The 12,537-nt window shown below is 66.7% G+C and carries 10 protein-coding genes; 3 read left to right on the top strand and 7 right to left on the bottom strand.

Annotation, left to right across the window (positions count from 1 at the left end; all coding sequences use genetic code 11):
• Nucleotides 1-131 precede the first annotated feature (131 nt).
• From VNN10_13845 to VNN10_13820, 6 genes are all read right to left on the bottom strand, one after another.
• Nucleotides 132-1,787, bottom strand: a complete 1,656-nt coding sequence (locus VNN10_13845) for an ABC transporter substrate-binding protein (protein ID HXH23102.1) — start codon at nucleotides 1,785-1,787, stop codon at nucleotides 132-134.
• 102 nt (nucleotides 1,788-1,889) lie between these two features.
• The gene (locus VNN10_13840; protein HXH23101.1) at nucleotides 1,890-2,795 is read right to left on the bottom strand and encodes an ABC transporter permease; all 906 of its coding nucleotides are present in this window, start codon (nucleotides 2,793-2,795) and stop codon (nucleotides 1,890-1,892) included.
• Nucleotides 2,796-2,803: 8 nt separating this feature from the next.
• Nucleotides 2,804-3,769, bottom strand: a complete 966-nt coding sequence (locus VNN10_13835) for an ABC transporter permease (protein ID HXH23100.1) — start codon at nucleotides 3,767-3,769, stop codon at nucleotides 2,804-2,806.
• Between the two features lie 174 nt (nucleotides 3,770-3,943).
• The gene (locus VNN10_13830) at nucleotides 3,944-4,936 is read right to left on the bottom strand and encodes a hypothetical protein (GenBank protein ID HXH23099.1); all 993 of its coding nucleotides are present in this window, start codon (nucleotides 4,934-4,936) and stop codon (nucleotides 3,944-3,946) included.
• A 30-nt stretch (nucleotides 4,937-4,966) separates the two neighbouring features.
• A complete protein-coding gene (locus tag VNN10_13825) occupies nucleotides 4,967-6,703 on the bottom strand; it encodes a phosphatase PAP2 family protein (GenBank protein ID HXH23098.1) in 1,737 nt (578 codons plus the stop codon).
• Nucleotides 6,704-7,029: 326 nt separating this feature from the next.
• Complete coding sequence (locus VNN10_13820; GenBank protein HXH23097.1) at nucleotides 7,030-7,587, bottom strand: hypothetical protein; 558 nt, start codon at nucleotides 7,585-7,587, stop codon at nucleotides 7,030-7,032.
• Between the two features lie 93 nt (nucleotides 7,588-7,680).
• Here VNN10_13820 and VNN10_13815 point away from each other — a divergent pair, with 93 nt between their 5' ends.
• Nucleotides 7,681-9,276: an AAA family ATPase gene (locus VNN10_13815; protein ID HXH23096.1), complete on the top strand. Its 1,596-nt coding sequence runs from the start codon at nucleotides 7,681-7,683 to the stop codon at nucleotides 9,274-9,276.
• On the opposite strand, the gene VNN10_13810 is transcribed toward VNN10_13815, so the two are convergent.
• Nucleotides 9,273-10,568, bottom strand: coding sequence for an MFS transporter (locus VNN10_13810; protein ID HXH23095.1), 1,296 nt, complete (start codon nucleotides 10,566-10,568; stop codon nucleotides 9,273-9,275). The genes VNN10_13815 and VNN10_13810 overlap by 4 nt on opposite strands.
• A gap of 131 nt (nucleotides 10,569-10,699) precedes the next feature.
• Between VNN10_13810 and VNN10_13805 the strand changes: the two genes are divergently transcribed.
• Entirely contained in the window at nucleotides 10,700-12,061 is a 1,362-nt protein-coding gene (locus VNN10_13805; protein HXH23094.1) for a TldD/PmbA family protein, read from the top strand.
• 148 nt (nucleotides 12,062-12,209) lie between these two features.
• The coding region (locus VNN10_13800) for a DUF2203 family protein (protein ID HXH23093.1) at nucleotides 12,210-12,537 on the top strand (328 nt) is incomplete at its 3' end.

The raw sequence follows: 12,537 nt of genomic DNA, 5'->3' as shown, positions 1-12,537 counted from the left end.
GGTCCTATAACAAAGAGCGACGGCTTCGCAGCGGGTTCCACTCCCACTGACTCGAGACAGCCGGGCACGCGTAGCCGCCGAGACTCCGGGACGGCCGGGGGCTCCGGGACCGCCACGCCGTCAAGAAGCTATCACACCCAGAGGTTGGCGAAGCGCGGCTTGCCCTCGCCCCCGAACCAGGCCCTGAAGTTCCCCACGTTCTTGCGCGCGAAGCCTCGAGCGATGCCGTATGTGACCAGGAAAGCGGAGTAGACGTTCTCAACGGCCTTCTTCTGAGCCTCCGAGTAGATGGACTTGCGCTCGTTCAGGTCGTAAGTCTGCTTCGCTTTGATGATCAATGGCTCCACCTCCGGGAGAGGCGCCTGTCCGGAGTTATAAGCGCCCTTCTGGGTGTAGATCAGGCCCAGGTGACCGTCGGGGTCGACACGGAGGGAGAGGCCGGAGAAGTACATGCCGGCGCTGCCGTCACCGCCGAGGCCCTTGAGGACGCGCTTCTGCCATCCGTCCCGCTCCGGCTCGGCGTAGTCGATCGTGATACCCGCTTCCTTGGCGGACGTCTGCCAGAAGAGCTCCGCGTCGCTGATCGTGGCGCCGAATGGCTGCGTACGGACGCGCCACTGCGATTGGGGCAGGCCTGAGCGCTGCAGGTACTCCTTTGCCTTGGCGATGTCGAAGTTGTAGTTCTGAATCGTGGCGTCGTGCGCCCAGGAAGCCGGAGTCGCGAAACCCGTCGCGATCTGCTCCTCGCCGGTAAGGAAATTCTTGATGTAGCTCTCCCTGTCGAGGGCCGAAGACAGCGCGCGCCTGAACCAAACATTGTCCAGTGGCGGGAAGGCGTGGTTCATGTACCAGATCGTCGTGCCGGACCCGTTGAACTTCACGACCTGGTAATTACGGTCGGACGCAAGCCGCTTCTCCTCCGTAGCCGGCACCCCGATAACGACATCGACGTCGCCAGCTTCGAACGCTGCCGTGCGGACGGTGGCGTCCGGGATTAGCTCCACCCGGATTGTCTGCAGGTAAGGTAGCTTGTTGCCCCTCGCGTCCTTACGCCAGTAGTTAGGGTTCGCCTCGTACACCAGGTAGGCATCGTCGACCCACTGCTTGAGGATGAAGGGTCCCGTGCCCACAGGACTTCGGCGGAAGCCGTCCTTGCCAACCTTCTCGAAGGACGTGCGAGAAAGGATCTGACCGCCGCGGTCGCCGAAGTTCGTCAGCAGCGGGGCGCTCGGCTCCTTGAGCCTTATCACGACCTCGTTCTTATTCACCACCTGAACGCTGTCAATCGACGCCAGGTCGCTGCGCGGAGTAGCGCCGGAGCTGGGGTCGATGATGCGCTCGAGGTTCCACTTGACGTCGTCCGCGCTGAACTCAGCGCCGTCGTGGAACTTGATGCCGGAACGGAGCTTCAGCGTGACCCGCGTCGGCTCGGGCAGCTCCCATTTTTCCGCCAGCGACAGGGAGGCATCCAACTGTCCCTTCTGGTCGTATCCGACGATGGGGTCGCAGATCGCGAAGAAGAACTGGTGTTCCGCGCCTGAGGCGCCGAAGTGGGGGTCGAAGTTCGTGATGCTGGCGCCGCTGTAGCCGATCTTCAGAGTGCCGCCGTACTTCGGCGGCCCGGGGTCCTCATCCGTGCGAGACTCCGGCTCGCCCGATGTGCCGCCGTCACCGCCGCCACCGCAGGCGACGATCACACCCGCAAGCCCGGCGGCGCCAGCGCCCGCCAGAAGCCGCCTGCGCGCAACCCGCGCCCGCATCATCCTTGCCCAATAACTCGATTCCATCCCCGTCCTCCCATGACCTAGTGCCTTACGAAGCGGAGTACAAATGCCGTTCGATCAACCAAATGGCGCTCCCTTCTTGCCGGCCGCACCCGGCCGGCCAATTCATCTCGAACCCCGCAGACGAGGATCGAGGACGTCACGCAGCCTGTCCCCCAGGAGGTTGACTCCGAGCACGAAGAGGACGATCGCGATCCCCGGCGTCACCGAGATCCACGGGTTCGAACGTATGACTGAAAAGCCGTCGTTGATGATCACTCCCCAGGTCGCGGTGGGAGGCTTGACGCCGATGCCGAGGAAGCTCAGGCCGGCTTCGGCAAGGACGGCGGCGCCCACTGCCAGCGAGCCCTGGACGATGATCGGCTGGATAGCGTTCGGCAGGATGTGCCGGGCAAGGATACGGGAGTCCTTCGCGCCCAGTGTGCGCGCGGCGAGCACGAAGTCGCGCTCCTTGAGCGAGAGCGTCTGGGCGCGGATGAGACGGGCGTAGATCGGGAAGGAGTTCAAGCCGATCGCGATCATCACGTTCGTGGTGCCCGGCCCCAGGATCGCCACTATCGCCAGCAGCAGGATCAAGTTCGGGAACACGATCCACGCGTCGACGACCCGCATGATGACTTCGTCGGCCCAGCGTCCGAGCCAGCCCGCGATCAGCCCCAGCGGTATGCCAATGGCGGCGGCTATTCCGACGGCAATAAAACCGACTCGGAGCGACACGCGGCTGCCGTAGATGATGCGGCTCAGGACATCGCGGCCCAGGCGGTCGGTGCCGAACGGATGAGAGGCCGAAGGCCCCTGCAGGCTGGCCCGCCGGTCCTGCTGGTTTTCCCCGTAGGGCGCGATCAGCGGGGCGAAGACCGCGAGGACGAGGAAGAACGCCAGTATCGCCACGGCGACCGCTGCCTTCGGGTCGGCCAGGAACGCTACGGCGGCGTGGACCGCCCCGCGTGACTGCGTCCGCGCATGTGGTAGTTCGATCGAGAGCTGTTCAGCCGAGGCCTGTGTCGCCATGCTCGCCTCTAGCGGTACCTGATCCGCGGGTCTAGATAGGCATAGAGGAGGTCGGTTACAAGGTTGGCGACGATGATCGAGAAGGCCGCAAGCAGCACGATCGCCTGTATGACGGGGTAGTCGCGGGAGTTCGTCGCGTCTAGCGCCATCCGGCCAACACCCGGGATGGCGAAGACTCGCTCGATGAGCACGGTGCCACCTAGCAGGCCGGCGAGTGACAGGCCGACAACCGTCACGACAGGCAGCATGGCGTTCTTGAGAGCGTGGCGCACAATCACCACCCGCCCCGCCAGCCCCTTCGAGCGAGCCGTGACGATGTAGTCCTGGCGAAGCACCTCGAGCAGGGCCGAGCGCGTCTGCCTCATTACGGTCGCCGACCCGAATAGACCGAGCGACAGGACCGGTAGTACCAGGTGCCGCGCTCCGTCCACCGGGTCGTCCAGCGGGTCGACCCAGCCGGAAGCGGGAAGCCATCCGAGCTGCACCGAAAAGACCAGGATCAGCAGGATCGCCAGCCAGAATCCGGGAGTAGCGACTCCCAGCACCGCCCACCCGGTTGCCAGCAGGTCGATGACGGTGCCCCTGTAGAGAGCAGCGATGGTGCCGAGCGCGATCGCAAGCGTCGTGTTCACCGTAAACGTGATTATGTTCAGCTTCACGCTGACAGAGAGGCGGTCGCCGAGCGTGTCGAGGACTGGCTGGCGGGTTCGGAACGACTTTCCGAAATCGCCCTGGGCTACCCTGGCGACGTATTTCGCGTACTGGACCGGTAGCGGCTGGTCGAGACCGAGTTCGCGGCGTTTCGCTGCTAGCACCTCAGGCCCGAGGTCGCTCAACGCGCCAACTTCGTCTGCTCCCAAAACGGCAAGGATTGGGTCGCCCGGGATCAGGGACTGGCCCAGAAAAGTAAGCATCGAGACCAGAATCACGACTGGAATGGACGCGATGAGGCGCCTCACGATATAGGTGGTCACGGCGCTCCTTCCCGGAACTCAATTCCGGATGGCGGGAGAATATGACCGTGGGCTAAGCCTGTCAACGCCATGTCGCAGCGACCGCCGGCAGCGGCTGCGGCGAGGCCCTGCTGGCCTCCGGCGAGAGGCGGCGCGGCCGCCAAAGCCGGTGAGGAGCGCTGACGAAGGAGCTGGCTAGCGACTGCCGGCGTCGATGGCGGCGGCGGCGTCTTCGATTGCAGTGAGGCTGTTCAGGCCGATCGTCAGGCCATAGCCGTCGAAGGGGACTCCCTGGAAGAGACCGGCGTTGCCCCAGCTATCGAAATCCCATGACCGCACGGTCGGGTTGCCAACGAAGCGCTGGCGGTCCGGTGCCGCGCCGAGCCAGTAGTCGCGGAGGGCGTCCCGCGCGGCTGTCCAACTATCGATGCGGTGACCGGCGCCGGGGACCCACGCCTCGCGATGCGGCGTCCCCACCAGCCAGCGGCCGTAGTCGCGATGGTAGAGGTCGCCGTAGAAGCGAATATGGTCCCGCAGGCCCTCCGTGCACTTCTCGCCCAGCCTCATCAGGCCGCGCTGGCTCCTGTGCCAGTTGAGCTCCTCGCCGACGTTGCCCATCAGGACCCATTGCGTCTGAGACCGGCACTCCCGCATCGCGGATGTGTCCATCTGTCCGTTCTCGTCCTGGTACGAGCGTCCCGGGATCGCGTCCCGCACCAGGCGGTCGTAGGTGTCCAGCACCGAAGTATCACCGTAGACCAGCAGGGACACCGGGTCCTTCTCATTGATCCCGCCGTCGAAGGACATCGCGCTGAACCGGAACGCCCCCATGATCGTGATTACAGCGATCTCCTGCTCCTCTGAGTCTCGGCCGGCGGCCCTGATCTTCTCGATCCTTCGCAGGTAGGGCGCGCGGACCGCACCCTCGGCCGCAGCGGCAGCCGCTTCGCCTCGCCGCACGCGCACACGGGCAAAGTAAGCCTGGTGCGCGTCAAGATCGACGGCCATGAGCGACTCGAGCAACTGGACGCTGATGGTTACGCGCTCACGGGTCAGGGCCGGCTCCGGGGCGCCGCGATTGACCGCGCGCGGCGCCGAAGCGCCACCCGCCAGGGGCAGCACCAAGTACGTGATCGCCAGCACCGTCGTTACGACGGCGATCCCCCCGGAGACCCTGTGGAGACGCATCAACCTCCCTGTGGCGTCTTCCCTCCGCTCCTAGCCCGGCCCTTCTTCCACCCCGGGCGTCGGAGTCGTTGTCGGAGTTGCAGTCGGCGTCGGAGTCGGTGTTGGCGTCGCCTCGTCTGGAGTCGGAGTCGCGGTTTCCTGCGTCTCCTGTCCTGGCGTCTCCTCGGGCGGAGGAGTTGGCGCCGCCTCCTGCACCGGCCCCGGCCGCGGCGGCTCCGGCGTACAGGCGTCCACACACTCGCTTTCGCCGGCGGGAGGCGTAAGCTCGCCATATGTAAACGCAAGCGTCGCTATTCGCGCAACAATCGGGTAGAGCAGCGCCACACCCTGCGCGTTGTCGAACCGAACGATTAGAGCGAGCCGGTCGTCCGGCGCCACGCCCGCGATGGCCTGCAACTCCGCGGTTGGGTAGCCGATCTGGACGATGGCCAGGAGCGGAGGGCCAGAAAAGAACAACAGCCGCGGAGACGGACCTGTCGAGAGGGACCGCAGCGAATCGAGGTCTTCATCGGTTAGTTCGGGGGCGCCGCGGCCGGCTGTCAGCGAGAGGCAGACCGGCGCACTCAAACCCTGGATGTAGGCAGCGTAGTCACGCACCAGCGGGTCGAGCTCCCGGTCGAGCAGGAGACTGGCGGCGCGTCCTTCGCGACACGGAAGGGGCTCGAGGTCGGACAGGGCCACGGCGGTCGCGATGCCGATGCGAAAACCGGCCGAGGGGATCAGCGCGCCGCGGTCCGGGTTGAGCGGCGCCTGGACCAGGGGGTTGACCCAGACGAGGGCCATGAAGCCGACAGCCAGCGTTGTCAGAGGCCACGCAGGCCATGCCAGCCGCGGGGCTTCGAACCGGGCCGCGACGGGCGCGGCCGCGCGACGGACGAGGGCAGGGAGCGCCATCCAGAAGACGGCGAAGGCCAGCAGGGCGTACAGCCACCCGGCCAGCACGTCGATTACGTAGTGCTCGCCCAGATAGATCCACGAGAAGCCGCCGGCGATGGGATAGGCCAGCGTCAGCATCGCCTTGCGTCCAGCCAGCGAGATTGCGACGAAGCTCACGAGCATTGGCAGCGCCGCGTGCAGGGAGGGCATCGCGGCGACCGGGTTGGGGCTGAAATGTTCGTAGGCAAGCGAGATGCCCTTGGTCGCGGGCAACTGCACGAGCGTATGGATGAGCACGCGCTCCACGTGGGGAATCAGGCCGAAGTCGCCTGCCATCCACGGCGGCGCCGCCGGATAGGCGTAGTAGGTCACAAATCCCATGAAGAAGAGACCAAGCACGGTGACCGCAAAGCGCCAGTAGGTCCGCCGGCTCACGAGCCAGATTGCGAAGGCCGCGGCAACCGGCACCACGAAGTGGATCATGTGAAGCACCGAAGCCACCCAGTCGTACCAGGCGACGCGGTCCTCCCGGAAGAACAGGCGCTGTAGCAGGTTGGGCCCGGTCTCGCCGCCCAGGAGCCACTTGTCCGCATCGATGAGGCTAACGAAGTGCACGCGGCTGTTGAGGTTGTCCGCAACGCCCCGGAACGCCTCGTACCCAAGCATGAGCAGGAGGAATGGCGACCAGTCGATCACGAACTGCCAGCCGCGCCCGTTCGCGACGGCAAGCAGGACCAGGGGTGGTATCAGGAAGTCAGGCGTTGGCCAGGAGCCGTGAGTAACCAGGAACGCGGTGGTGGCGACGAGGTAGCCTGCAGCCAGACCGGACCAGATGAGCCGGGATCGTCTTGCCAGGGCGGGGCGGGCTCGACTCAGAAGGTAACCAGGCACGCGCGTTTGAACTTCCGCGAAGCAGGGGGCTCCTCATCCTAACACAGGCAGCAAAGCGTTTACGCGCCAGCCTTGCTCAGGCACTGAGGGGCGAGGGGCGACCATCGGCCGGCCGGACGGAGTGGCTCAGGGGCGCTCGAAGGTCGAGAGAAGTCGGATCTGGAGAGGTGGGCCGGTCGGTTTTGCCATTCGGCTCCCCGGTACCCGATGGCAACCATCTTCGGGTCCCGGATCACAGCCACCCGGCTGCTCGCTGTCCGTCCGTGGAGCTGTCGTGACCGGCTTTCCTTGCGGTCATCTATAAGAACGCCTGACGTGGCCGAGCGTTACGCCCGGTAGCGCAAGCGCTCGCGGTCACGCTCGCGGTCGATCAGGCCCTGCACGGCGCGGGGGTCCGGGATGCCGGCGAGCACGAACGCCTGGCGCTCGGCTGCTGTCTGGCAGAGGATGTCGCCGAAGTCGAAGATCGTGCGCAGGACGCCGCTGCGCTCGACCGTGATGTCCTGCACGTTCACCAGGTCCGCCGTCGCCACCTCGAGGTTGAAGGGGTGCTTCTTGAGGCTGTCGATGAGCCGCTGGCTGGTGATGACCCAGATGTCGTTGTTGTAGCGATACCAAGTGAGGAAGGCGCGCACGCCCCAGTAGATCAGCCACACCCCGGCAGCCACCCAGAATACGCGGGCGATGACGCCCTCATAGGCATCGGCGGCGGACAGCAGCCATCCCGCCGCCAGAGGCGGCAGGAAGGCGACCGCCAAGATCAGGAGGAGGCGAGGCCACAGGTAGAGCCAGTGGCGGCGGCAGAACATGAGGACCTGCTCGCCCTCCTGGAGGGGGAAAGGCAGGGACGGAAACTTCGCCGGAGGCGTTCCTATGGTCGTCACGGCCACCGGCATGCTAACCGCATTTTCGTCCGTGCCGCCAGTACCGGGCCGAAGGCACTTGCGAGGCTGCGGGGATGGTGGGATTTTGGTGTCGTGGTCCTTGACCAGGAGGTCAGCGCTCGCCTACCCGAGCACGTGCGCGCCCTGCTCGTGCCGTCGACGTATCAGCATCCCGTCCAGGACATCAAGCTGATCCAGACGCACATCTCCTGGGTGGTCCTGGCAGGCGACCACGCCTACAAGCTCAAGAAGCCGGTGAACCTGGGCTTTCTCGACTTCACGTCCCTGGAAGCGCGCAAGCGCTACTGCACGGAAGAAGTGCGGCTCAACAGCCGCACCTGCGCGACGCTTTACTACGGGGTGGTCAGCATCAGCCATGATGGCCAGCGCTTTCGGGTCGGCGGCCCCGGCGAGGTGCTGGACTACGCGGTGCATATGCGCCGTCTGCCGCCGGCGCGCGTTCTGGCGAACCTCCTGGACGCCGGGGCGGTGACTCACGCGATGCTCGGCCGGCTGGTGTGGAAGATAGCGCGCTTTCACGCCAGCGCTGCGCGGGGCAAGAGAGTGCGTGAAGCCGGCGGCTACGCCACCATGGTCGCGAACTGGGCCTCCAACCTGGCGGAGATCGCCCCCTTCATCGGCCGGACTCTCACTTCATCCCAGTTCGATGCCATCCACTCTTACGCGGACGCTTTCCTCGCGGAGGAGCGCGACCTGCTGCTGTCGCGGGAGCGCGAGGGCCGCGTGCGTGATGGCCACGGAGACCTGCGCGCGGACGCCATCGCCTTCGATGGCGGCTCGCCCGACGGCGTCTGCATCTTCGACTGCCTCGAGTTCGACGAGCGCCTGCGCTGCGCCGATACCGGACTCGACATCGCCTTCCTGGCCATGGACCTTCACCGCCGAGGCTATCCGGAGTTCGAGGACGTCGTCCTGAGCCTCTACTCGGCAGCGGCCGCGGACAAGACGCTGGCGCTGGTCAGCGGCCTCTTCCGCGCTTACCGGGCGGTTATCAGGGGCAAAGTGGCCGGCATCCTTATGGACCAGGAGGGCGTGGGCCTGGAGCAGCGGCGCGCCGCCGAAGCCGAGTCACGGCACCACTTCGAGCTAGCCGCAAGCTACCGTCGGGCCAACTCACCGCCGCGGCTGCTGCTGGTGATGGGACTTTCCGGCAGCGGCAAGAGCCTGCTCGCTGGCGCACTGGCGCACCGCATCGGCGCCGTACTCCTCTCGACCGACATCCTCCGCAAGGAGATCGCCGGCGAGCCGCCAGGCCGGGGCCGGCCCGTCGCCGTCGACAGCGAGCGATACTCCCCCGAGAACCGGGCGCGGGTATACGACCAGATGACGAGGCAGGCCGAGGAGTTCCTGTCCGAGGGCCGGGCGGTGGTCCTGGATGGGACTTACCTGGAGGCCGCCCAGCGCGCCCCTATCCTGGCGCTTGCCCGTCGCGCGGGCGTGCCGCTGCTCGTCGTCGAGTGCCACGCGCCGGACGACGTGATCAAGGCTCGCCAGGAGGGTCGCGAGTCGGAGCCCTGGACACCCTCGGAGGCGACCTGGGAGGTCTACCTCGCCCAGAAGGCCCGCTACGAGCCGCCGGACGACGTCCCTCCGGCGTGGCGCCTTTCCATCGATACGTCCACGGGACTGCTCCGTGAGATCGAGGCGGTCCTGGAGCGGTTGCGCTAGCCAGCTGCTACGGCTCCCGCCGTCTCTATCGCTAAGCGTTCAGGGACCACCGGCTTTCGAGCAGCCACCAACGACGCAGCAGCGAGCAGGTAGGCGGCAGTAAAGGGAATGAAGGCAGCGAGGTAGTTCCCCGTAAGGTCATAGGCCGCGCCGGCGACTACCGGGCCGATCGCGTTCAGTCCCATCTGGATCGGCGCGGCCGCGCCGCGGATAGCGCCGATGGCCTCCCGGCCGAAGTAGTCGGCGAACACGACCTGCGAACTCGTGACCATGAGGCCGAACGCCACGCCGTAGGCCGCGGCATACGCGAGGGCCATGTCCGTCCCGTGCACGTTCATCAGCACCACCATGCCGCCTGCCGAGCCGACCAGGCCGATCACGAGCGTCCAGCGCGCGCCTATGCGCTCGTCCAGCACGCCCTCGAGCAGGCTGCCGGCGGCGGCAAAGAGGGCAAGGAGGCTTATGATCAGCGCCGCTGACTCAGGCGAAAGGCCCTGATCGACGAGGTGCGGGATCTGGTGCATGTTGATCGCGCCGCCCGCCCAGGCCTGGAGGCTGATGGCCGCCGTGACGAGCCAGAAAGCCTTCGTGCGCACGGCGGCGTCCCTGGTCCAGCTAACCTCGCTCGCGAAGCGCTTCCCGTCCCCGCCCCTCGGCGCCGCCGCCGAGTCGCCGTCGGGCAGCAAGCCGAGCGCTTCGGGCCGGGGATGGAGGAAGCGGACCGCCGGCAGGATCCCCAGGACGAGCACGATGGCGGCTAGCGCCAGCCAGGCTTCACGCCAACCCCAGCCGCCGATGATGAGCTGCACCCCGATCGGCATGATGGCGAAGCCGGCGCGCGTGCCGAGCGTGGTCAGACCGACGGCCAGCCCCCGCCTGCGGACGAACCACTTGCTCACGGTTACCGTCGCGGCCAGGCCGACAATGCCGGATGCCATGCCGCGTCCGATCGAATAAAAGATGTAGAACTGCCACACGTTCTGGAGCATGGCCAGCGCGACGAGGCAGAGGAACATCACGAAAGCGCCGCCCGCTACGAACCGCCGTCCGCCGTACCTGTCGATAAGCGGGCCGAACCAGGGCGAGAGCAACGCGCCCAGCAGCGAACCGGTCGTCATTGCGCCCGAGACCTCCGTGCGGCCCCAACCGAAGTCTTCGGTGAGCGCCGGCATGAAGACCCCGAGCACGGGGTTGAAGAACGAGACCTCGGTAAAGGAGGCGAGCGCCGCGACCGCGACGACACCCCACCCCAGGAAGACAGGCTTTCGGGTAGCGGCGTCCGAGCGTCTCACGGACGTGAGAATAGCACCTGCCTTCGCGTAGTCCGGATTGCGGTCATCGGCGTCCGCACGCTCGGGCGAGTTTGCCCTGGGCATGCACGCCGGACGTTGCTTGCGCCCGCTTTCTGATCTAGCGTGCTCCCATGGCCTTGCAGACCGCGATGGGACTACTGGGCGAGAGTGGACTGCGCCGCATCGCCAACGCCCTGCTGGAAGCCAGCGAGGCAGACCAGACGGAGGTGCTGGTCTATGCCTCCGTCTCGGCCCTGACCAGGTTCGCCAACAACTACATCCACCAGAATGTCGAAGAGCGCAACCTGCGCGTCCAGGTACGCGCTGTCATCGGCAAGAAGGTTGGCGTCGCCTCCGCCGACGTCGCTCGGGAAGATGCGCTCGCCGAGGTCACACGGCGCGCGGTGTCGCTCGCCCGGTTGCAGCAGGACAATCCCGACTTCGTATCCCTGCCCGGCCCGGCTCAGGTGACAGCGGTCCCCTCTTTCATCGAGCGCACCGCCCGGTTCGAGCCGGAGGACCGCGCGGCTGTCGTGCGCCAGGTGTGCGAGGCCTCGCGGGCCGCGGGCCTCACGGCCGCCGGCGCCTTCCGCACCCAGCGGTCGGAGGTCGCCGTGGCGAACTCGCTTGGCGTCTGGGCCTACCACGCCGACACCTCCGCGGACATCAACACCGTCGTGATGGGTGAGACTGCCAGCGGACATGCGGAGCGGTTGACACTCGACGCCGGAGAGATCGATGGCGCCGCCCTTGCCGGCGAAGCCATCGACAGGTGCCTGCGCGGGGCTGACCCACGGCCGCTGGAACCGGGCATCTACGAGGTGGTCCTCCAGCCCTACGCCGTCGCCGACATCATGGACTACTTCGCCTACCTCTCCTTCGGCGCACAGGCCTTCCTCGAGAAGCGCAGCTTCATGTCCGGCCGCCTTGGCGAGCGTCTCATGGGCGAGAACATCTCGATCTGGGACGACGGCCTCTCGCTGGACGGCATCCCGTCGCCCTTCGACGCGGAGGGCGTGCCCAAGCAGAGGGTCGACCTCATACGGGACGGAGTCGCCATCGACGTTGTCTGGGACACCTACTACGGGGCTAAGGGTGGCCACGCCTCCACCGGGCACGCGCTGCCGGCAGGCCAGACCTTCGGGCCGGCCCCCGGCAATCTCTTTCTCGCTCCAGGCACAGCCTCGGCCGACGACCTCGTAGCGTCGGTAAGGCGCGGCGTGCTGGTCAGCCGCTTCTGGTACACCAGGCCCGTGCACCCGCTGAACGTGGTGGTGACTGGAATGACGCGCGATGGCACCTTCCTGATCGAGGACGGCCGGGTCGTCGGGCCGGTCCGCAACCTGCGTTTCACGCAGAGCTACCTCGAAGCGATGAACAACGTCGACCTGATCGGCCGGGAAACGATGCGGCTGCCGTCGTTCTTCGGCTCCTGCCGCGTTCCCGCCCTGAAGGTCTCGCGGTGGGAGTTCACCGGGGCGACGGAGTTCTGACCCTCCCCCGAGGGAGGACGACAGCGAGGCGCCCAGTGACGCCACTCCCCAGGGTTGCTATCGGAACGCTCGGCGAGGCTGATCTCGCGCGGCTGCACGAGGTCGACATGTCGGACTACGTTGCGCGGAGCCTGGAGGTCGCTGAGCGGTGACGTCGGGAGAAGGCACCGAGGACCTGCGTCTCTTCGAGCCGGACGAGGTGAACGCCCTCATCCCCGAGCTGCGCGAGGCCATGGAATTCATGCAGGGCCGCAAGCGCCAGCTCGACAGCGTCAACGCCGAGATCGGGCGCACCGTGGATACGAGTCACGGCAACGGACACTCCGGCGCCGCGCGCCTGAGCCAGCTCCAGCGCCGGGCTCTGGAGCTCACCCGTGAGATCGAGGCGAAGATAGCGGCCCTGCGCCGGCTCGGGGGCGAGGTCAAGGGCATCGAGCAGGGCCTGGTTGACTTTCCCAGCCTGCGTGAAGGCCGCA

The organism is Dehalococcoidia bacterium (assembly GCA_035574915.1).
Classification (GTDB): Bacteria; Chloroflexota; Dehalococcoidia; order DSTF01; family WHTK01; genus DATLYJ01.
Note: the sequence above shows the minus strand (reverse complement) of the source record. Positions and strands in the feature narration are given on the sequence as shown.